This window comes from Heyndrickxia sp. FSL W8-0423 (assembly GCF_038009395.1).
Taxonomy (GTDB): Bacteria; Bacillota; Bacilli; order Bacillales; family Bacillaceae_C; genus Heyndrickxia; species Heyndrickxia sporothermodurans.
In genome coordinates this window covers 2,824,430-2,845,423 of record NZ_JBBPBE010000001.1, presented here as the reverse complement: position 1 = coordinate 2,845,423, position 20,994 = coordinate 2,824,430, and the positions used below count along the sequence as shown (strand labels likewise).

Sequence of the window (20,994 nt, the reverse complement as noted above, 5' to 3'; positions counted from 1 at the left end):
TTCAGTATATTATACTTAATACTAGAATAAACTAAAAAGAACGCCGATGCTGTAACATCAGCGTTCCAATAGCTACTCCGCAGTAGATCGGTGGCTAATTAGTAAGGAGTAACCCTTCGCCCAATAGCCAGTCAGGGAGGGTTACTTTTCTCGTATAATCATGACAATCAAAGTCGCAAAACTGATCATTAAGACCAGTGCCTCGAAGATCGTCATCGGCAACACCTCCTTTCTTGCTGTGACATGGTCACGTGACAAGAAACGAAAAAACGGTGCCACCGCCCTCCCTGCTTATGTAGCTAAATTAATAATATCACACCGCCCACATCAAAAACATATGTTCTTATACAATTTTTTCATCGTTTCCAAAGACAACATTTAGGTAATGAATTGACAACTATCGAACAATTGTAAAGATCAGAAGCAGAACCGTTTTATGTTGATTCTTCAAATAGATTTGTAGTAACAAGTTATTCTAATACTTTCTTTTTCCGATCGAGTATATTACAATTACTATAAGCATATTTTAAAAAGTGAAAGAGTAACCCTCACCCTATTTAGCCGTCAGGGAGGGTTACTTTTCTTTCATAATCAAGACAATCAAAGATGCAAAACTGATCATCAAAACCAGTGCCTCGAAGATCGTCATCGGCAACACCTCCTTTCTTGCTGTGACATGGTCACATAGCAAGAAACGGGAAACAGTTGCCACCGCCCTCCCTGCTTATGTAGCTACAATTATCATATCATAAATCACCAAAAAGAAACATATGTTCCTAGTTATTCATTCAATTATAATGGTTATTTTATTATCGCTTTAGAGACAATTAACCTTTTTCAGTATTTTTCTTCTCTTTTAATTGCTCAAACAACTTTTCTACCGTACCGACCCCAACGTTTACATATTTTGCGAGAATAACCAGTTCTTTCGGTAACTGAACAACCGTTTCAATTTGATCTTCATTAAATTGTCTCAGAAGACTAGGAATTCCAATAAATTCAGATGCCGATAAAGGGATTCGAGATAACTCCTCGGTAACGACAATATACTTATCTTTATAGAATAAGAACAGTTCACCAGGACGTTTTAAAATTAATTTTCTTCGGATCTTCTCTTCTTCTATGAAAATCTTTAATTCCTTATAAAAGGTCTCATCATTCTTATCATTATAGCGTTTCACATGCAAATGGAGCCCTTCTAAATTTTTGGGTAATTCGCTCATAATTCTTGCTTGTTGCTCTGCACCTAATCTAATTAAAAACGTTTCAGATTTATCAAAGCGTTGAGGAAGTAAAAATGCATCGCGTAAAAAATATGGAACTTCTGGTGAGTCTCCATTATAAAAAAGAGTTCGAATAGTTCGAATAGTAGTGAATCCTGGAAAATCTGTTGCCACCGCCGTGTCTTCTATTGTAGGCACAACTTCTTCAGTTACAGGCCCGCTTCCAAGTTTTTGAAATGAATCCGTGAGAAGTTTTCCATAGTCTTTAAACGTACTTCAATTTCACTAATATAATATTGATCTGTTTTTGGAGAAGGATCTTGATATTCGGTACTTCATAATCGATCGGACAATAAACTTCAACATACCATTTTACAATTTTATATACCGATTCCTATGATAGTAATGCTTCGGAGTAGCGAAATACCCGAGTATCATGTGCTGCTTGATTACCAACCTTACGAACATAATGAAGGGCATTACATATATCTGGCGACAAATAACCATTTTCATTCAGCAAATCGATTCGACCCGCGACAAAATCCAGCTTTCTCCTGTTATTGGCACACGCTATTTCCATGGGTTTTACAATCATACTTAAGTTACTCTGATGCTAAAATGTTTTTCACAAAGAGAATGGGAAATATGTTATATTTACCTTGAAACAAATTAACTTTAGGGTGTGTATTGAATGCCAGCAAATTCAGGGTTAACAAAAAGGGATCCGATCATCATGACACCAGCAGAAGTAAATGACATTGTCTCAAAAAAACTCCAAAGACATGGATTTTATGTTAAAAATGGTAGTAAACATCAAGAAGTAGATGTTAGAGCCATTAAAGATAGATTTGAATTAATTATTGAGTCTAGAGGGAACCAAGCAAAAACTGGGTAAATGAGCTTGATGAAATTATTATTGAAGGACCAGAAGAAATAAATACTATTTTAATCTAATACATTAGAAATCCCGCTCATCTTTATGAACGGGATTCTAGATTAAAGTGTTATCCCCTTAATCAACAAAACTAAGCAAACGCTCGGATAAAGAATCACCGAGTAGTTTCAATTATTTCTTTAATAGGTAGTTCTCTTTATCAACTATTCCTGCCAGTAAATGTAAACTTCTTGTTATTCCCCTGTTGCAATATTACAAACCCACAACAACTAATTAAATGGCAAAACTCAGAAAAAGTATTTTTATGAATTGAGGTACAAAATGGAAGTAATTATAGCAAGTATTTTTTCATCTATAATAATATTTATTACTGTGTTTTATATGATAAAGGCTTTCATTTTCGCTTATAAAAGGGATGAAATACCGCTTCGGAAATTTATTGTTTTTTCAATTTCATCAACTATCATTGGTATTTTAATTGCTTTGGTTTTTCCTCTAGGTTATCAAAAAATAATTAATTACATCTATAGACTAATTTTTTTATAGTTCACATATCCTATTTCTTTTGAGGATTCTCGATAAATGGACCATCTTTATGTGGAAAGCCCACTTCTTCTAAATATTCCCCTATTACTTCACCAAGCACGGTATTGGGAATATAATTCAAAGTGGCTTTGTCGAATCGAACCTCTACTTTAATTTCGCTCATTAACGCTGCAACTTTTGTAATTTTAATGGCCTGATCAAAACTAGACTTCTTACTCCCTCTCTTTATCCAATTGCCAATCAATCCAATGTTCGATATCCTTATGGTCTTTAGTTGTAAGAATTTTTTCCGAAAGATTCTCAAGGAACGACAAATCCTTTATCTTATCGACCTTTACTTGGATTTCATGAAAATCATTGGGGAATTGGAGCTGTCATGAACTGATCTGCTTCCTCTTTCTTCCACTATGGTACCCAATTATTAATATGAAAAATGTAAAAAAGTTAGAAACAATGACCTCGCGGGTATATTAATAAACCTTCCATTAGCTGAAAATGAAATATTTATTTTGTTCCAAAAACCCAATTTCCAACTAGTATGTTTTACAAACTAGTTATTACATGATACAATATCTTTAACTAATATGCTTAACAAACTAGTGAGGTGAGTAAATGAAGGAGACACAATTATTAAAGGGTGTCCTCGAAGGATGTGTGCTTGCCATTATTAAAGAACAACAAGTATACGGTTATGAACTTGTACAGATGATGCGTAATTATGGGTTTACCAATATCGTAGGTGGAACGATTTATCCTTTAATGCAAAAGTTAGAAAAACAAGGACTTATTAAGATTACGGAGCTTCCTTCACCAGATGGACCGAATCGAAAATACTTCTTCATTACTCCTGAAGGAGAACAGCAATTAAAAGATTTTAAAGAACATTGGAGTTCGTTAGTTGTAAAAGTAGATCGGATTTTAGAAAAGGATGGAGAGTGAATGAATTGGAAAATATTGCGGCTAAACAATTAGTGGAGCAAAATAACAAGCTTAGAGAACAACTAACTCCGGAAAATAAAAAGTATTATGAAGACATCCTCCTGTATATGCGAACATTTGGATTTTTTCATGAAGAATTAGAAACAGAACAACATTTAATGACAATCTTGCAAGATATTTTAGAAGCGCAAAAGCATGGGGAATCAGCAGAAGAATATTTTGGTAAAAATCCGAAAGAAATCGTCAATCAACTGACAAAGCAATTTGAGAAACCCTCATGGAAATCAATTTTTAAAATAAGTGGTTTGATTTTTTTAATAAGCTCATTCTTCTCTATATGCGGAGGCTTTATTGCACCAACTTTACAAGTAAATGTATTTGTTCTATTAATGGATGGAATTCTATCCATTGCATTGGTTTATGGCGCTTTTAAGTTGTTACATTGGAGTATTTATATAAAAAAACAATTTCCAAAAATAATTAAATTTTTCTTTGTATGGATCTTACTCATGATTCCATTAGGCTTATTTATCTTAATTAATTTGTATGCACCAAAACAAGGCATTGTGAAAATAGGTTCTCCATTTGATTGGATGGCCATTCTTATTATTCTCATCATGGCAATTGTTTATGTTTTATTCAAGAAGAAACGAGACTTCTATGGAGGCGTTGTTTATATTGTCAGTTTAGGTTTTTTTGGGTTATTATTAAGGATTCCACAAACGAAGGAATTGTTCCAAGGGGGTAAAAATCCAACTTTTCTTGTTCTGGTTATTATTTTGCCCCTTGCACTTTTTGGACTAGTCAATTGGTTGGTTTTTCGAAAAATGAAAGATGAAAATTAATTGTGGATAGAACATATCCTATTATTTTCCCAAACATAGAATAGGCGCGTTATCTTTTAATAATCGCGCCCGTTTTGCTTAATAACTTCCCTCGTATTTATTTACTATACTTTCTTTAAGCTTTGGTAATTTTAAAAATAAAATGAGCGTTGGTAACATAATCACGGCTATAGCCTAAAACCCTATAATCAAAGTTAATCAAATCAAACCCAAACATAGTTACTGGGTACATTATGGAAATCATTAATAAATACGGAAAAACCATTATAGAATATAAGCCTTTTCCATTTCTATATTTAAAAAATGCGCTCCACTTTTCTTCATTCATATTAAAAACTTTTTTCATTGTTATAAAAAGCAGCAACAATAATCCAACATAAATCAATGAACTAATTACATCTAACACAATGTAAGAAACAATTAATAAGAATATTTTCAAAGACTATCACCTCTGTTCTATAATCTGATCCGTTTTGCCTACCATCTCTATATTTTAATTTTAACATATTTTCATAATTTTCCATTTAGACATAAAAAATGCTGTCAACGATAGCCTTTTTTATAATTCAATCGTCATAGTACATGTTTTACTTCATGCTAGACTGCTTATCTCACTTTCAATTTCGTCTATTAATTCTTCCTCCGTATTTTCCCCACTTACACAATCACGATAAAAGGAGCGACCAGTCGTGATATGCAAAGCCCAGGCTTCTAATAATGCTTGGTAGGTTGTCTCTAGGTGATTTAAATCGCTTATTGAACCTACATATCCATTCCCAGCTGCAAATGTTTCAAATCTAACTGGATATACTTCGATTGCGCTTGGCGTTCTATTTACTAATTGAATTAGTTTAGGCATCCCTTCATAATCAATCACCAATGAATTGGAAACGTTATCGTCACCGTTGATTAATACATTTTTTAATTGTTGTCTTGTGATAACTGGATTTTTCGGTTTTGTTGTACGATGTGCAACTATCTCAAAAGAATAACCATCATCGAATAATTTTCCTTCTACTTTCGGTATCGTACTTGTTTCTACTCCATTAATTATTACTCTGCCAGTTGAATCAAGCCAAAACTTAGCATCTTCATAAGATTTAAACAACATGTCCCTAGTATCATCAAACGATGTGAACTTTTCTAATGTTATCCAAATACCATCTTTACAAAGTCGATATGTGTTATCGAAACCTAATAGATATTTATAAGCGTTTATTGAAAAATACAAATTTCCCACTCCTTTTGGTTAAGCTAGATTTTACTAGATAATGAGTTTTTGAAGGATTTTGAATTTCCGTTTTTTGTAGATATAGACTACCCCGTAACATTCACTTACTGTCCATAACACTCATCCATCTTCACCTGCCGATAAATCGAATTCAATTTCCCTCGGAATCGCTCTTCCAGCAGGAAATGAATCGGTTGATGGTCTGTATTGCTTTTGTTTCTCATCATACGACTCAACTTCTTCTACGGTTAGTAAAGATTCATTTTCCCAGTTTTTCAGAATCCCCACGATATAATTCAGCTTTCGCTTGTTATTGGCACACGCTATTTTCATGGCTTTTAAGATCATTTCTTTCGGTTGTAAAAAACTTGAATTATTCAACCACGACAACAACTGTACTTTTGCATTTACGTTCGTAAAACCAAATCCGTTTGCATCCCAAAACTCCATAATTTCCATCACATCATCATTTTTTGGATTACTTAGTGACGGATTCTCTATGTGTAGATTATTCTCTATACTTGGGTAGAGATCTTTTTGTTGTTGTTTTTGTTTTTCTTTTTGTTTTTCTTTTTGTTTTTCTTTTTGCCCACGTGTCGTAAAACGAGTCGTTAACGTATCGTCAAATTGTATGCAGACGTCTTTTTCATCCTCTTCATTTTGTTCCCCTGTCGTATAGGGAGTCGTTAACGCATCGTTTTCTATACATACATCTTTTTCTTCCATCTCAATGTGCGTTGCATTTTGTTGATAAAAAGATTCATATAACTCCCTAATCTCTTGCTTATGTATTGATTCCGACACATATTGGATAAGTGAGGGATCCACGACCTCTTTCAATTCGGAAACAATACAATCCATGACCGGTTTTCCACCTTTTTGGAGGTTCTCTTTTCCCCAATCCTTAATTGCCAGTTCCCTCGTTTCAGGATTGTAACGAATTAACTGATGATGCTTTTCGAATCGCTCCATTAACGATTGAACACTCTCAATCGAATACCCCAGATCAAACGCCATTTGTTTCTTCGTAATTCGATAGATTCCAATTTGAGTAGTATGCGGATTCGTAAGCAGGTAAAGGTAAAAATACTTATCCTCCGGAGTCATCTCTTCTAGCACAATTGGACTCTATATGATAATGGTCCATATAAGGGTAATAATTTCAAAAGCTAACCACTATCACGGTAAGTAGTTAGCTTCTTTCACTTCTTATTTCAAAGCTGATGGCTTTACATCTTTCGGAATCGGTGGGATATATTCATTGCCTTCTTTTTCCCTAGCAAGTTCTTGTTTGGCCTTGTCGATAAGCTCTGGGTGTTCGAAGAGATGCAAGGTTGTTCCGGCAAGAACTTTTGCTGCTTGGATCATTCCTTTCGTGCCAATGGTTGATCCCCCTTGGGAGACTACTTGCCATGTGTGTAACGGGGTTCCAAAGACGAAGGTTCTTCCCCAGAATTGTGCAGTTGGAATATTCCAGCTGACATCTCCTACATCAGTCGAGCCGAACATAATACCGTCTGTTTTGTGAAACGGAATGACCTTCTCGATAAATGGACTATCTTTAAGAAAACTCTCAATTTTTTTAACGGAGTATCCCGTTATATTTTTGATATCATTGATTTTATTCTCAACATCTCCAGGCGTAATGGTGGCTTTTACATTGCGTGCAAATGCCAATTCCTCTTCCGTGTATTGCGGAAAGCCGACTTCTTCTAAATATTCCCCCATGACTTCACCAAGCACCGCGTTGGGAATATAATTCGAACATGCTTTATCAAAACGGACTTCTACTTCTGTTTCGGTCATTAATGCTGCCCCTTTGGCAATATTGATGACTCGATTATAAATGTCAATGACTTGGCTAATTTTCGGTGCACGAATAAGATAAAGTACTTCCGCATCAGCTTGAACAACGTTAGGTGAAATTCCACCTGTATTGGTAACGGCATAATGAATTCTCGCTTCCGGAATCACGTGCTCTCGTAAATAGTTGACACCAACATTCATGAGCTCCACTGCATCCAATGCACTTCTGCCTAAATGTGGTGAATTTGCCGCATGAGAAGCAATCCCTTTAAAGGAGAAATATACTTGATAGTTTGCAAGAGAGCTTTGGTGGAACACTCCGCTATAAGATTCAGGATGCCAAGTTAGTGCAGCATCGATTCCTTCAAAAACCCCTTCACGAACCATAAAGGTTTTTCCTGATCCTCCTTCTTCACCCGGACAGCCAAAATATTTCACCGTACCTTTTATTTGCGGATTTGCTTCAAGAAAGTCTTTTAATGCAACTGCCGCGGAAATCCCTGCCACTCCAAGCATATTGTGGCCGCAACCGTGACCATTTCCGTTCGGGACAATTGGCTTCGCTTCAGCGACATTTCGTTCTTGGCTCAAACCAGATAAAGCATCGTATTCTCCTAAAATCCCAACAACTGGTCCACCTTGATCAAATGTTGCTATGAAGGCTGTTTCAATCCCTCCAACGCCTTTTTCTACAACAAATCCTGCTTCCTCTAAAACATTCGTTAATAGTTTGGCAGATTCAAATTCTTCGAACCTTGTCTCAGCTAGTTCCCAAATTTTATCAGCTAGTTCCACAAAATTCTTTTGTTTATTATCAACTAATTTTTCGATTTCCTTTAAATGTATTAAAGTCATGCTTTCAAGACGCCTCCTTAAGAATTATTTTGCCACTACTACCTTTTATTCAGTTAAGGTTCTTCGTGCTAATCGTTCTAATAATGAAACCGCATTGAATAATGCTTCTTCCTGTATATCAAATTTCGGATGGTGATGGGGAGCGGGATGATCGACACCGACAACCATATAGGTTGCTTTTCCACCATTCTCTTGAACTCTGCGAATCATGTAAGATGCATCTTCACTTCCTAATGCACTGTCTGATGATCCTTGTGAAATCGTCTTAAATCCGGGAATATGCTGTGCTTCCTGTTGGGCAAGTTCGACAAGTTCCTTATCACAGTTAATTGGAATCGCTCCGCCAATCACCTCTATTTCAGCAGTCACACCTTGCATGTCGGCACTGCTTTTTACGATGCTTTCTACTCGTTTAACCAGTTCTTTATTTACTTTTTCAGATGAGGATCTTGTTTCCAAAATGAGCTTGGCGTGTTCGGGAATGATGTTAGCTGCAGTCCCGGATTGTAGCACTCCCACATTGATCCTTGTATCTGCTTCACTATAACGTGGGATTGCATGAATATTTAATGTTGCTGTTGCAGCTGCTAGAAGGGCATTACGTCCATGCTCGGGCGATGCTCCTGCATGGGCAGCCGTTCCGGTGAAATCAGCTCGTAATTTCGTCGTTGCTAAAAATCCACCCGTTCCACCGTGGAATTCACCAAGCGGTACACCAGTTCCCAAATGATAGCAATAAAGATAATCCACATCGTCGAGAACCCCTTTTTCTACAATGGAATAAGCTCCTCTTACGCCTTCTTCTGCGGGTTGGAAAATCAGTTTTACTTTTCCGGGAAAGTCACCATTTCTTAATTTCTCGGCTAGACCGATTCCGGTTGTAGTATGGCCATCATGACCACATGCATGCATATTTCCTTTGTATTTCGAGCGAAATTTCTTCGCTGCGGGCACATGATCAGCCTCATCGCTTTCTAAAATAGGTAAAGCATCCATGTCAAAACGAAAGGCTACAACAGGACCCGGCTGGTTCCCTTCAATTTCACCAATAACGGCCGTATATCCACCTTTCATTTTTTCAATGATTTCAGGGTTGGCTCCATCTTTTAAAGCTCTCTCATAAGCCTGTTCAAGAATTTCCTCATCTGGAACCCCTCTTCGGGATGGTCCATCCATTACTTCTTTGCCATATTTCACCTTAATATTAAATGATTTCAATAATTCTACGACTTTTCCGGCTGTTCTGAATTCAGTAAAGCCAACTTCCGGATGTTGATGAAAATCTCTTCTTAATTTTATTAAGTCCACCATATGATTCACTCCTTTATATTTTTAATCAACTTATTTCATCAGAGGGTAGATACCCGGGCCAATTGGAAGTCCCAACAAGTACCAAACGACTAAGAATAAAATCCAAACGATTAAAATGATAATCGGATATGGAAGAATTAAAGAGTAATAGGTTCCCAGCTTCGCCTCTGGTCGATATTTTTGAAGAAATCCAAGAAATAACGGAACGAATGGTGAGACGGGTGACAACGGAATAACCGATGAATCCGCCACCCGAAACACTACTTGTGCAAACGCTGGATGATACCCTAGCATCATAAACAATGGGATAAATACAGGTGCAAGCATCGACCAAATCGCTGAACCACTCGCTATAAATAGACTCATTAAAGCAGAAATGAACAACAAGCCGATGATGACAGGCAATCCTGAGACACCCATTTTATTTAAAGCAGAAACAATTGATAAAGCGATAAATTTTCCCATGTCACTATAACTGAAAAGTGCGACAAATTGCGATAATGGAAAAACAAGAACAATAAAGCCAGCCATCCCTTTCATCGGCTTTACCATTAGCTCTGGAATATCATTTTGCTTTTTGATCACACCGGCAACACAGCCGTATGTAATGGATACGACAAAGAATAACCCCATAATTAAGCCGACAATACCGGACATAAATGGTGATGGCAAAACCGTTCCATGCTCTGGATCTCGTAAAATACCGGATCTCGGAATTACCATACATGCAATGATTACAACATAAATAAGAGCCGCTATTCCCGTTGCTTTTAGTGCCTTATTTTGCTGAGGAGTAATCTTCTCTAACTTTGTTTCTACTTTTCCTTTAAACGTTCCTATGCGTGGCTCTACAAATTTATCCGTAATAATTGAAATCACAATCGTGAGGAGAATAACGGATGTTGCCATAAAGAACCAGTTGTCTAGTACTGAGACGGATACAGCTTTATCAATCGTCGTTGAAATTTGGCTGCTGATTCCCGATAATAGAACATCTGTTGTTACGATGAGCATATTCGCGGTAAAACCTGAAGCAACCCCGGCGATGGTAGCTAGAAGCCCTGCAATCGGATGCCTTCCTACTGCCATGAAGATAATCGCTCCTAACGGTGGCATAATAACAATGGCCGCATCAGAAGAAACATGGCTGAAGAAAGCGATAAATACAACAACGTAACTTGCATACTTACCAGAAATGCCAGTGGTCATTTTGCGAATCAATACTTCCAATAGACCTGTTTGCTCAGCTAATCCGAACGCTAAGATTAACGCTAGAATATAGCCCAATGGAAGAAAGCCCGAGAAGTTTTTAATCACATTTGGTAGAAACCATTGTAAGCTTTCCGCGCTAAGTAAATTCTTTACACGAACAACTTCACCACTTGAAGGATCATGAACAGTTAAGCCTAACCAAGAGATAATCGCTGTAACAACGACTAAAATTGCCGTTAAATACACGAACAAAAGAAAAGGATTCGGGATTTTATTTCCTACCTTTTCAATGGAATCAAAAAAACGATAGCTTTTTTTCGTCATGTAAACGCCCCCTTTTACCTACAAAGCTTAAACAGCAGAAAATGTTCGCGTTTTCATTAACCATTTTCGGAATATTTAAGGACTTTGTCTATAAATAATATTAATTGTCTATATTAGAAATAGCAATAATTTTTTAAAAATAGGCAAAAATAAATAAGCATCATCTGGATGCTTACTGTATTTTATATATTTTACTGGGGCGCCCGCGATTTGTAGATAGTTCTTCCCCCACACATTGGAGGAGATCAATATTACATAAATCCGTTACAATCCGTCTTGCATTTCTTTCCGTCATTCGAAGCTGATCCGCTAAATCTTTGACGGTAAAATTGCTCCATCCATTCCGATGGATAATAGCAACAATTTTATTATAGGTCTTCGCACTAACATTTCCCTTTTTTAATTTTTCTACAATTTCTTGATCTTCAGTACGGGATGAATACTCAAACAACTCTTGATTATCCGTTAACTCCGCGATTGTACCATCTTCTTGTATTATCACAATCTCTTGTTTTGTTTTTTCCTTTGATTGTTGAAGGGCAAGTGTCGCGTTCACCTCTGCAAAATGAACCGTTTTCCCATATCCAATGCCCACCGCGATCGTTGAATCCGATTCTGAAGACAAATAATGAATCGTATTATTAATCGACTCCAATTCTCTTTCAATGGCTCCTCGGGTATTAAAAATTACATATCTTCCATTGCCTTTTTCTACGAATGATCCATTTAATTTTTCACACAGTTTAATAATCATTTCTTTAAAACGAAGTTCCAAGTACTGCAAATGATAAGGTGTTTTTGTTTTTTCAATGATTCGATCAAATTGTTCGATTTCAATAATAATGACCCCAATTTGTGTATCTTTGAAATAAGAGGCTCTAATTTTTTCCGTAAGAATATTCAGCGTTTGCCGAATCTGCATACGTGTCGGGGTTGTCCAGTATGCAGGAATCCCCTGTTTCTTTAGTGCCTGATATACACTTGAAAAACAGGTTAAAACCGCCTCCGTTTTTCCGGAATTCCACAAGTCCAAATGGAAATCAAGAATTTCGTTTGAATCGATATCAGACCAAAATGGTTTCGTATATACACGTTCAAAGGAAACGGTTAATTGTTCCAGAGCTTCCTCTAATTCGTTTGTTGGCATAATGACGTCTACGCTTACCTGCTTTAACAATTTTCCTTGTTCGTAGGTCATCTCCAAAAAGGATTTATAAAAACTTGCTTCCATGATTGGAACATAAGCCATATTCGCGTCATTTCCAAGTTCCTTCTTAGCAATCTCATAAGGAATCTGTCCGGAAAATAGCCACGCATTCACCTGCATGCCGTATTTCTTAATAATCTCGGCCGTTTCCTTCGAATCATGATAAGGATAGGGAGTAAATTGCAACTCACCCTCATACTCTTCTACTAAACTTAAAATTCGATCTACCGATGCAGTCGGACCCACTACCCCAATTTTATACATCTTCCCCACCAGCCCCCAAAACATGAATTTCCTTCATCATAACAAAAAGTTGTCCAATAATCATGTGGTTGGTGGAAGATTATGAAATGGTTCGATAGTTCGTGGACTGTGAGTCCGCTATTTCTATTAAAATGTCATATTTTAATAGCGAAGCGGACTCGGGAGGCGTTTATTTACAAACGGAACTGGTGACCGCATATTTATAAAAACAAACTTGTTGCATCGACATTTATCTTTCACTTGTACGCCGATTAAAATCCTTAACAACTTCTTCCTTCCAGCCCCGATCCATCTTCTTCCCGCGACGAATCGTAAGCACCGCTTCATTTATCGCTTCATAACTTACTTGTGTGCCTACCTGATCAGCATGATAATCTACGGCAAAGTCCGCATCAATTCCAAAGCGAGCAGCAGTTGAGATGGCATCAATATTCGCGCCTAGAAAGATAAATTCCCAATCGTATTTCTCTTTTTGATGCTGAATCATTTTTTTGATTTGATCTGTTGTATATTCTTTACTGGCATTTTCCATGCCATCAGTAGTAATAACGAATAGTACCTTTTCAGCACGTTCGTCTCCATTTGTTTTCTTTTGTACATTGACGATTTTTTGAATGGTCAAACCGATAGCATCTAATAATGCGGTGGTGCCACCTACTTCATAATCTTTTTCAGTGATAGGTGCGATGCCTTTTACATTTATCCGATCGTGGAGTAATTCGTATTCATTATTAAATAATACGGTTGTAATGATCGCTTCTCCTTCAGCTTGTTGCTGTTTCTTTAACATTGAGTTGTAACCACCAATGGTGTCAGTTTCAAGCCCCGCCATTGAGCCGCTTCTGTCTAAAATAAACACCAGTTCTGTTGAATTCTTTTTCATCGTTCATCATCCTCCATTCTTTGATGAACTTAGAATAGCAAGAATCGGATAAAAAAAGGTCGCTTTAAAAGCGACAATTCAGGAACCTAGTAATGGCTGGTCAAAAGCAAATAATGCTTCATTGATTTTATGTATATTGTAATTTTCTTGTTCGATGAAATACTTAATAATAATGTCAAATTTACTACTATGTGACAAAGTATAGCCGGCGCTGGTCAACAATTCCTGTGTTTCCTCTAAACCTAATTTTAACGCAATGGCAAATGCAACAGCCGTTCTCTTCTTTGGCGTATAGTCCGTATCTTTCCTAATCTTTGAGAATAATCTGCGGTCAATATTCGCACTTTTATACGTTTCAACATCTGTCATGTTTCTTTCATCAATGAAACGAAGGAGGCGTTGAGAGAAGCTTTCATCCAGCTGATTCAAACGATATTCTAGAGAGGCATTTACTTCTTCAATTAAATCCTTATGGTGAAAATCGACTTCCGTTGGTTCTACACGACTCCGTATAAATTCTTTTTCAACTTCTTCTACATAATGCTCATCAATGTATTGATGGATGGATGAAAATAGCTTCTGACTGATTCCGAAAGATGTATTATCAAAAACTACGAGATAGACAAGCATGTCATGTTTAATTAAAAATGAACTAATGGCGGAGATCGCAATTTGCAATGCCGCTTCTTTCGGAAAGCCATATACACCGGTAGATATCAATGGGAAAGCAATGGATTTACACTGATATTCTTTTGCGAGGTTCAAAGAGTTATTGTAAGAAGACATTAATTGTTCCGCTTCTTGGTTACCTCCCCCTTGCCAAACCGGACCTGGGGTATGTATGATATATTTTGTATCTAAATGAAAGCCCTCTGTAATAACTGCTTCCCCGACTTTGCATCCATCGATTTTATCGCATGCCTTCTGAAGTTCATTGGCACCTGCAGCTCGAAAGATCGCACCACATACACCCCCGCCCATTTTCAAAGCTGTATTGGCTGCATTCACGATCACATCCACTTTCAATTTTGTAATATCATGACGAATGAGTTCTAATGGCATCATTTTCCCCTTTCTAATCTGCGATATGACCTATTATTAATGAGCAAAAAAATTCGCAGGGATGGATATTTTTAATGAGTATAAACAGACAAGAAAACAACAAAACAGGATGTCAAGAATGATTAATTCTTGACTTCCCATTTTGTTCAAGATGTGCTTTGAAATTCCCTTAATTTTTGTCAGTTCTCCACTGCATAAAGTTTCAAGATTATCAAAAATTTTACGAGCGGGCCAATCCCACCATTTAATGGTAAGGAGATGATCGATAAGTTCGTCACGTATCCGCGAACTATCTGTTTTGCGCTTGCATGAGTTCATATATTTTACGAGCGGTGTTGACATTTCTTACCGTAACTTGTTTGTATAACTTTGATCCAATGATCTTTGTCATCCCGCTTTTGGTTACATTTTTCTTGTCAACAGACCATAAAATTGCGCCAGGAACGTATTTCACCGTATCAATATTTGGTTTGATGACCAAAGTCTTAAGTACAGATTCATGATCAATTTCATCCCATAAAAACATGACATCACTTTTCATGTCTTTGTCATTTTTCCAAGTGTCAGGAATAGCGTTAATGATTGCTCTGACATCATTAACGCTACGAACTACAACTTTAATTTGTAATCCGAAATCATTATGTATCGCTTCTTCCAAAATCCGTGATAATTCCATTTTTGATAGTTCGCTGGATGAAAAAATAATATTCCCAGTATTAATGTATGTCAGCACATCATACATCCCGGCTTTTTCAAACGTTTGTTTAAGCATCTTCATGTCAATTTTATTTTTGCCACCCACATTTATCCCACGAAGAAGAGCGATATAGACCATAACTATTCTCCTTTCGACTTTTACCTATCATTGATTATATCTTTTTGACTATATCCGTTATTGATATACTTGTTTAATAAACTCCCGCATAAATCCAGGAAGATCAGGCCATGCGTGACCGGAAACAAGATTTCCTTCTACGTGAAGATGATTTTCGATATAGGTAGCTCCCGTTGCTTCTACGTCCGGCTTACATGCGATATACGCAGTTAGTTCCCTCCCCTTCATATATTCCTTGACTGTTGTTAGGATGAGACTTGCATGACAAATCGCCCCAACTGGTTTGTTCTTTTCAAAGAAATGAGCAACAATTTGTGGGACATGTTCATTTAAGCGAATGTATTCTGGAGCTCTTCCGCCTGGAATAATTAAGCCGTCATACTCTTCAGGATTGACCTCTTCAAAGGATAGTTGCGATTCAATTAAATACCCTTTGCTTTCCGTATATGTGTCCCACCCGATAAAATCATGTATAACGGTTTGCAATTGTTTTTTGGAAGGAGCTGCTATTTGTACATCGAATCCTTCTTCCAGACAACGAAAATATGGATAATAGATTTCGAGTGCTTCAACGGCATCGCCGGCTAGTAATAATACTTTTTTTGACATATTATTAACCTCCTAAATATTTTACTTATTCTAGTATATTCTTTGAAACAATCATATTTTCCTTCAAAATGTTCATTTTTTATTCCTACTTATGTCTCTACTCCTTGGCTTGCCTTCCGATTGGATATTCAAGTGAATAAATAATGAAAAAGTCAATCCAAAAGGCAACAGACGCTCCCCTCAGTCAAAATGAATGTTGACCGTTCGTAGCGCCTGTGCTATAACTGGATATTAAATATTGTCTTGAAAAATATCTTTCAAATCAACGTGAAAACCCTTCAAAAAATGCGATGTGATCTTTCCTATTTCAGTTTTCATATCGTGTTGTATATAAAGCTTTTCCTCATTTAAGGCATAAACCGATACTGAATTTAACATAGGATTCACAATCCAATATTCTTGGACACCATAGTTCATATAAAGATTTAATTTTGTGATTAAATCATGGGTTTGATTAGATGGACTTAGGATTTCTACGATAAGATTAGGTACCCCAATATATTTTGAGTCAGTGAATCCACTTTTATCACAAATGATACATAAATCGGGAATCACAATTTTTGTCCCATCTATTTTTTCATTTTTTAATTCGATATCAACGGGAGCATGAAATACTTCACAAGTTTTTTCTTCAAGAAATTCCCTAAATTTAATATATAGATTTCCCGATATTCTTTGATGCTTAATCGATGGTGATGGCGACATATAGATATATCCGTCAATATACTCTAATATCTGCTCACAATTCTCTCTAATTTCAAAATAATCCTGTACGGACATAGGGTCATTTCGATAGAGATTCATCTCACCACTCCTAAGCTTTTTACTTTATTTTATCACACTTACTCACGGGTTCTAGCTGCATGTTCATCAATGAAGGAATTGCTGCATTGGATTTCACCTAATCAATTCTCCCAATGTCTCAACGGAATAATGAAACATTTCTACTAAATCATCGATCATTTCTTCTGTTATCACCCGTGAAAAATTGATGATGATTTCTTCTTTAACCCCTTCTAAGGAGGAGTTAATTTTTCGTTCATCATAAATATAATCCGGTCCCCAACGATGCTTTATTGTTTCCATATAGTTTGAATTTTCCTGATTCCACGAAAAAGAGAGATATACAAAGGCCCCAACCTGCTTTTGATTTCCTCCTTGTAAAAGCTCGGTAGCTAACTGATTTAGTTTTGCTTCTAATGTAAATTTCGCACGTATATCTGGTGTGTGATTTAAACAATAGGTGATTTCATACCACCTTGAAAGCGTCGCTAAATCGATAATATCCTTGCGGTCAATAACTTTAATCTGGCCTTCTAAATCCGAATCATAGGCCGCACCCTCGATAACAACCTTCATATTTTCATATGCTGTTGGATCGAACATAGAATTCACTCCTAAACCTTACACGCCTGCAATTTGAAATCGTTTTTTCTCCGTTTTCTTAATCGCCCTTTGCAAATCGTCAGAAAGACTTGTATTTTCTCTCTCATCCAGCCATTTTGCCAATGTTTTCAGTGTACTTAAAAAGTCCTTTACTTGTGTCTTACTAACTGAGTAGAACAAATCGAAATAATCATTTAAAACAATTCGCTCCCAGTTAGTTTGATCCAGTTGGTCCCAACTATTTAATGGTGTGGATTCTAGAATCAATCTTAAGTCATATAAACTATTTTTATATTTTCTTACTGTATTTTCACTTTTACCTTCAGTTTTTTCTTTAAAAAATCTTACTAATGACTTTGCATAAAAGTTGTCAATTGTGTCTGGCGTAAATCCTAGACTTTCGTAAAACGGGATATCTTCATTATTTACAAGGGGTGTTTTATTCGACGCTTTGATTGGCATAACCCCTGAAATTCGACTTTCTCCGCCTGTGACAAAAGGAGACAATGGTAGCCCTAATACTTTTCGGATCGTATTAAAATCCGCAGTTTTTTCTACCTTTCCAAAATCGTTTTTCACAAGTTGATATAGGTTATATTCGTGGTGTCTTAACCACGTTTCTGCTTCCTCTGTCCGTCCGCTTTCGACCAATTCCCGAATTGAAAACCCACCATACATTGGGATTTTTTGATCCATTTCGGATTGCAAATTGTTCTGTGCATAAAGCGCAAAATATTTCGGTATATTCTCGCTGAATTGTACCGCCATATTTTTAACTTCAACTTGAAACGGAATGAAGTGTGATTGAATCTTTTCATTGATTAAAACTACGAAATTGTTTAACTTTTCGACCTTTTGTTTAAATCGTTCAAGAATTTTTTTATCATAACAATAAAATTGAAGGAGATTTTTTTCTAATGAAATCGTTCCTAAATTTTCAGCAATTTGAGCTTTACCATTCATTTCGCTATCAAAAAATTCCATCCTGTTGGAAAGCCAGCTAAGTTTTTTATCATCTTGCTCCCAGAAATCTATAACAAATTCTGGTTCTTCTTGTAAGAAATCTGTAACGGCTGCCATATCCTTAACCTGATATTGAATTGTGCATTCGTGAATTTCCTTGCGATCAATCTCAAAATCTTTTGATTCGGCGAGAAATTCTCCAATTATTTCAGGATAATATTCAAAAAGAACGTGATCACGACTTGATTTTGTTTCTTCCACTAACTTTTGAATAAAGGCTTTGACCCTGCTAATGTTTTGTGGTCCCAAAAACACCCTGACACCATTGAAATAGTACTGGTTTCCGTAATTTTCAATTAAACTAATCGTGCCAACCCATGGTGCAAAGAAAGATTCTTTATTATCTGCAATCGTGTACTGTTCCTTTGTCTCTACCTCTTCAAAAAGAATATCGTTGCCAGATTTCCCGATAGCTTGAACGACTTTTGGTGTTAATTTAACCCAATTCTCAGCTAATTTTCTCTCCTCATTAGTTAGTTTGGAATTATTTTCCTGAAAAAACCATTCAATTCCACGAAGCCCATTATCAAAGAAACGAAAGTAATTGAGCCAGTATTGAAAGAATCCTTGTATATTGGACTCTGCCAATTTTCCCTGTGTTCTTCTTCGGAACTCCGAATGTAATTGATACATTTGGTTTATTGAAATTTTCCTTTCCAAAAATCTATTCAATTTCAAAACAAGTTCATGCCGTTCTTGAAGGAACCGCTCTTCTCTTGCTTCACCTATTTGCACAATATTTTCCTTTAATAAACAACATTTTTTATATTTCTTCCCACTTCCACATGGACATGGATCATTTCGATTAATTTTCATTTTTTCACCTACATTTTTAAATCGACTCTATTCAAGGTTAATAATAATAAATTTGATAGGTTTTGGTCAAATAAGGTGAATTCTTGCACTCTTTTATCACGGGAAAAATTTATACTTGAAAAATAAAAAAAGGCGTAGTAAAATGTTCAAGGTGAACATTAGAAACTAAATATAACCTGTATAACCTCTAGAATATGGCTAGAGGGTCTCTACCAGGAACCATAAAATCCTGATTACAGAAAATGAATTATTCGTTTTTTGTAATCAGGATTTTTTTGTTTTCGTAAAAAAATCCGCTAACTATCAATCTATGAGAAAGGATGCAAAACAACGATGAATTTTAAAGTTTTTATACTCGCATTATCGACGATCGCTGTAGGATTAGTTGAATTAATTGTCGGCGGGATATTACCTACGATCGCTGACGATTTTAACATTTCATTAAGTACTGCTGGACAGCTGATTACAGTATTTGCACTTATTTATGCTATTGCTGGGCCTGTTCTGCTTGTATTAACTAATAAAATTGAACGTAAGAAACTGTATCTTGTTTCCTTATTCGTTTTTTTTCTAGGTAATATTATGACCTATTTCAGTCCGAATTTTACCTTTATGATGGTTGCAAGGGTATTGACGGGAACGAGCACCGCCCTTATCGTCGTACTTTCCTTAACTATTGCAGCAAAGGTTGTCGATCCGGCTCACCGAGCGAAGGCTTTAGGTCTCATTTTCATGGGCATTAGTTCGTCACTAGTGTTAGGCGTACCGCTAGGAATTTTGATTTCTAATACATTTGGCTGGCGCATCATTTTTCTTGGAATCGCAGTGTTATCAATCGGCTCGATGGTGCTTATTTCACTATTTTTGGAGCGCATTCCCGGGGAAAAGACGATTCCACTTGTCCAACAATTAAAAGCTGTAGGCAGTGCGAAAATAGGTAGCGCTCATCTTGCGACCATGTTTATGCTTGCAGGTCACTATACGCTTTATGCCTATTTCACTCCATTTTTAGAAAAGAATCTTCATTTAAATTCCTATTGGATTAGTGTCTGCTATTTTGCATTTGGGATTGCAGCAGTATTTGGAGGAGCATTAGGTGGCACACTTTCGGATTGGATTGGTCCGAAGAAAAGTATCATAATCGTTATCAATGCATTTGCGATTGTCCTAGGCTTGTTGCCATTCACGACTTTTTCTCTTGTCTTATTCATTCCGATGATGATGATTTGGGGCGCATTAAGTTGGAGTCTGGCACCGCCGCAGCAAAGCTATTTGATTCAAACCGATCCTGTTACGTCCGATATCCAGCAAAGCTTTAATAATTCAGCCTTGCAGGTAGGTATTTCACTTGGATCAGCAATTGGCGGAATCGTCTTAAACAAAACTGACTCCGTCACAAGTACGGCGTGGTTCGGGAGTGCTGTTGTCATTATCGCCTTGATATGTGCCGTCTTTTCTTTGACTAGACCGGCGATAAAAAGAGAAAAAACAACAGCCACCTCTTCCTTTCAAAGTTAAGGAACTGAAATACGGCTATGTTTTAAAATAGTGTTGAAAATCAATCGATTTTCAACACTATTTTTTTGTTATACAAGTGAATAAAAACTTCTTTGAGCACTAGCTGGATCCAATTCCATTCAAACAACCATTCTGAGAAATTTCTTCTTTACTTGGACTTTTTTCTCCTTTAAAATTCATTTTACATAATAATCCATGTGCAAT

The 20,994-nt window shown here is 36.5% G+C and carries 23 protein-coding genes and 1 riboswitch; of the genes, 4 read left to right on the top strand and 19 right to left on the bottom strand.

The annotated features are described in order from the left end of the window. Nucleotides 1-141 precede the first annotated feature (141 nt). The 4 genes from MKY81_RS21140 to MKY81_RS14390 all read right to left on the bottom strand — a co-directional run bounded on the left by MKY81_RS21140 (nt 142) and on the right by MKY81_RS14390 (nt 1,818). Complete coding sequence (locus MKY81_RS21140) at nt 142-216, bottom strand: putative holin-like toxin (protein WP_425319846.1); 75 nt, start codon at nt 214-216, stop codon at nt 142-144. 358 nt (nt 217-574) lie between these two features. Continuing rightward, nucleotides 575-649, bottom strand: coding sequence for a putative holin-like toxin (locus MKY81_RS21135; RefSeq protein WP_425319847.1), 75 nt, complete (start codon nt 647-649; stop codon nt 575-577). A 178-nt stretch (nt 650-827) separates the two neighbouring features. Next, nucleotides 828-1,397: a hypothetical protein gene (locus MKY81_RS14395; protein ID WP_108073510.1), complete on the bottom strand. Its 570-nt coding sequence runs from the start codon at nt 1,395-1,397 to the stop codon at nt 828-830. Between the two features lie 220 nt (nt 1,398-1,617). Then, nucleotides 1,618-1,818, bottom strand: a complete 201-nt coding sequence (locus MKY81_RS14390; RefSeq protein WP_108073512.1) for a DUF4145 domain-containing protein — start codon at nt 1,816-1,818, stop codon at nt 1,618-1,620. A gap of 96 nt (nt 1,819-1,914) precedes the next feature. Between MKY81_RS14390 and MKY81_RS14385 the strand changes: the two genes are divergently transcribed. Beyond that, the gene (locus MKY81_RS14385) at nt 1,915-2,118 is read left to right on the top strand and encodes a hypothetical protein (protein ID WP_108073514.1); all 204 of its coding nucleotides are present in this window, start codon (nt 1,915-1,917) and stop codon (nt 2,116-2,118) included. Nucleotides 2,119-2,674: 556 nt separating this feature from the next. Here the strand turns inward: MKY81_RS14385 and MKY81_RS14380 are convergent. Next, entirely contained in the window at nt 2,675-2,908 is a 234-nt protein-coding gene (locus tag MKY81_RS14380; RefSeq protein WP_142406547.1) for an amidohydrolase, read from the bottom strand. A 368-nt stretch (nt 2,909-3,276) separates the two neighbouring features. On the opposite strand from MKY81_RS14380, the gene MKY81_RS14375 reads away from it, so the two are divergent. Both MKY81_RS14375 and MKY81_RS14370 read left to right on the top strand, forming a co-directional pair. Next, on the top strand, nt 3,277-3,603 hold the full coding sequence (locus tag MKY81_RS14375) for a PadR family transcriptional regulator (protein ID WP_341118122.1): 327 nt from the start codon (nt 3,277-3,279) through the stop codon (nt 3,601-3,603). 5 nt (nt 3,604-3,608) lie between these two features. Next, nucleotides 3,609-4,448 (top strand): hypothetical protein, encoded by an 840-nt coding sequence (locus MKY81_RS14370; RefSeq protein WP_341118788.1) that lies wholly within the window; start codon nt 3,609-3,611, stop codon nt 4,446-4,448. A 115-nt stretch (nt 4,449-4,563) separates the two neighbouring features. Here MKY81_RS14370 and MKY81_RS14365 read toward each other — a convergent pair whose 3' ends face one another. The 14 genes from MKY81_RS14365 to MKY81_RS14295 all read right to left on the bottom strand — a co-directional run bounded on the left by MKY81_RS14365 (nt 4,564) and on the right by MKY81_RS14295 (nt 19,272). Further along, entirely contained in the window at nt 4,564-4,887 is a 324-nt protein-coding gene (locus tag MKY81_RS14365; RefSeq protein ID WP_341118120.1) for a hypothetical protein, read from the bottom strand. 153 nt (nt 4,888-5,040) lie between these two features. Then, entirely contained in the window at nt 5,041-5,679 is a 639-nt protein-coding gene (locus MKY81_RS14360; protein WP_341118119.1) for a hypothetical protein, read from the bottom strand. 120 nt (nt 5,680-5,799) lie between these two features. Beyond that, on the bottom strand, nt 5,800-6,786 hold the full coding sequence (locus tag MKY81_RS14355) for a DnaD domain-containing protein (RefSeq protein ID WP_341118787.1): 987 nt from the start codon (nt 6,784-6,786) through the stop codon (nt 5,800-5,802). A 102-nt stretch (nt 6,787-6,888) separates the two neighbouring features. Next, complete coding sequence (locus MKY81_RS14350) at nt 6,889-8,340, bottom strand: M20 family metallopeptidase (protein ID WP_108073522.1); 1,452 nt, start codon at nt 8,338-8,340, stop codon at nt 6,889-6,891. Between the two features lie 45 nt (nt 8,341-8,385). Further along, nucleotides 8,386-9,651: an amidohydrolase gene (locus MKY81_RS14345; protein ID WP_108073524.1), complete on the bottom strand. Its 1,266-nt coding sequence runs from the start codon at nt 9,649-9,651 to the stop codon at nt 8,386-8,388. 30 nt (nt 9,652-9,681) lie between these two features. Continuing rightward, on the bottom strand, nt 9,682-11,187 hold the full coding sequence (locus MKY81_RS14340) for an AbgT family transporter (protein WP_108073526.1): 1,506 nt from the start codon (nt 11,185-11,187) through the stop codon (nt 9,682-9,684). A gap of 172 nt (nt 11,188-11,359) precedes the next feature. Continuing rightward, nucleotides 11,360-12,658: a hypothetical protein gene (locus MKY81_RS14335; protein WP_325948250.1), complete on the bottom strand. Its 1,299-nt coding sequence runs from the start codon at nt 12,656-12,658 to the stop codon at nt 11,360-11,362. A gap of 229 nt (nt 12,659-12,887) precedes the next feature. Further along, a complete protein-coding gene (locus MKY81_RS14330; RefSeq protein WP_066235658.1) occupies nt 12,888-13,541 on the bottom strand; it encodes a vWA domain-containing protein in 654 nt (217 codons plus the stop codon). Nucleotides 13,542-13,619: 78 nt separating this feature from the next. Further along, nucleotides 13,620-14,603, bottom strand: a complete 984-nt coding sequence (locus MKY81_RS14325; RefSeq protein ID WP_108073529.1) for a macro domain-containing protein — start codon at nt 14,601-14,603, stop codon at nt 13,620-13,622. A gap of 289 nt (nt 14,604-14,892) precedes the next feature. After that, nucleotides 14,893-15,438: a DUF1697 domain-containing protein gene (locus tag MKY81_RS14315; RefSeq protein WP_066235662.1), complete on the bottom strand. Its 546-nt coding sequence runs from the start codon at nt 15,436-15,438 to the stop codon at nt 14,893-14,895. Between the two features lie 57 nt (nt 15,439-15,495). Next, on the bottom strand, nt 15,496-16,047 hold the full coding sequence (locus MKY81_RS14310) for a DJ-1/PfpI family protein (protein WP_108073530.1): 552 nt from the start codon (nt 16,045-16,047) through the stop codon (nt 15,496-15,498). 231 nt (nt 16,048-16,278) lie between these two features. Beyond that, nucleotides 16,279-16,851, bottom strand: a complete 573-nt coding sequence (locus tag MKY81_RS14305) for a Uma2 family endonuclease (RefSeq protein ID WP_341118116.1) — start codon at nt 16,849-16,851, stop codon at nt 16,279-16,281. 93 nt (nt 16,852-16,944) lie between these two features. Further along, nucleotides 16,945-17,433 (bottom strand): hypothetical protein, encoded by a 489-nt coding sequence (locus MKY81_RS14300; RefSeq protein WP_108073533.1) that lies wholly within the window; start codon nt 17,431-17,433, stop codon nt 16,945-16,947. A gap of 18 nt (nt 17,434-17,451) precedes the next feature. Beyond that, nucleotides 17,452-19,272: a YecA family protein gene (locus MKY81_RS14295; RefSeq protein ID WP_341118115.1), complete on the bottom strand. Its 1,821-nt coding sequence runs from the start codon at nt 19,270-19,272 to the stop codon at nt 17,452-17,454. A 156-nt stretch (nt 19,273-19,428) separates the two neighbouring features. Then, nucleotides 19,429-19,528: riboswitch (purine riboswitch) on the top strand. A gap of 77 nt (nt 19,529-19,605) precedes the next feature. On the opposite strand from MKY81_RS14295, the gene MKY81_RS14290 reads away from it, so the two are divergent. Then, nucleotides 19,606-20,790 carry an MFS transporter gene (locus MKY81_RS14290; protein ID WP_325948249.1) on the top strand — a complete coding sequence of 395 codons (1,185 nt, stop codon included), beginning with the start codon at nt 19,606-19,608 and terminating at the stop codon, nt 20,788-20,790. Nucleotides 20,791-20,994: the final 204 nt, after the last annotated feature.

Bases quoted from the DNA above. Each gene is read 5' to 3' on its own strand.
- MKY81_RS14305 (WP_341118116.1), bottom strand. From the start codon at position 16,851: ATGAATCTCTATCGAAATGACCCTATGTCCGTACAGGATTATTTTGAA.
- MKY81_RS14390 (WP_108073512.1), bottom strand. From the start codon at position 1,818: ATGATTGTAAAACCCATGGAAATAGCGTGTGCCAATAACAGGAGAAAG.
- MKY81_RS14345 (WP_108073524.1), bottom strand. From the start codon at position 9,651: ATGGTGGACTTAATAAAATTAAGAAGAGATTTTCATCAACATCCGGAA.
- MKY81_RS14350 (WP_108073522.1), bottom strand. From the start codon at position 8,340: ATGACTTTAATACATTTAAAGGAAATCGAAAAATTAGTTGATAATAAA.
- MKY81_RS14310 (WP_108073530.1), bottom strand. From the start codon at position 16,047: ATGTCAAAAAAAGTATTATTACTAGCCGGCGATGCCGTTGAAGCACTC.
- MKY81_RS14375 (WP_341118122.1), top strand. From the start codon at position 3,277: ATGAAGGAGACACAATTATTAAAGGGTGTCCTCGAAGGATGTGTGCTT.
- MKY81_RS14300 (WP_108073533.1), bottom strand. From the start codon at position 17,433: ATGTTCGATCCAACAGCATATGAAAATATGAAGGTTGTTATCGAGGGT.
- MKY81_RS14385 (WP_108073514.1), top strand. From the start codon at position 1,915: ATGCCAGCAAATTCAGGGTTAACAAAAAGGGATCCGATCATCATGACA.
- MKY81_RS14325 (WP_108073529.1), bottom strand. From the start codon at position 14,603: ATGCCATTAGAACTCATTCGTCATGATATTACAAAATTGAAAGTGGAT.
- MKY81_RS14335 (WP_325948250.1), bottom strand. From the start codon at position 12,658: ATGTATAAAATTGGGGTAGTGGGTCCGACTGCATCGGTAGATCGAATT.
- MKY81_RS14330 (WP_066235658.1), bottom strand. From the start codon at position 13,541: ATGAAAAAGAATTCAACAGAACTGGTGTTTATTTTAGACAGAAGCGGC.
- MKY81_RS14355 (WP_341118787.1), bottom strand. From the start codon at position 6,786: ATGACTCCGGAGGATAAGTATTTTTACCTTTACCTGCTTACGAATCCG.
- MKY81_RS14340 (WP_108073526.1), bottom strand. From the start codon at position 11,187: ATGACGAAAAAAAGCTATCGTTTTTTTGATTCCATTGAAAAGGTAGGA.
- MKY81_RS14295 (WP_341118115.1), bottom strand. From the start codon at position 19,272: ATGAAAATTAATCGAAATGATCCATGTCCATGTGGAAGTGGGAAGAAA.
- MKY81_RS14290 (WP_325948249.1), top strand. From the start codon at position 19,606: ATGAATTTTAAAGTTTTTATACTCGCATTATCGACGATCGCTGTAGGA.
- MKY81_RS14315 (WP_066235662.1), bottom strand. From the start codon at position 15,438: ATGGTCTATATCGCTCTTCTTCGTGGGATAAATGTGGGTGGCAAAAAT.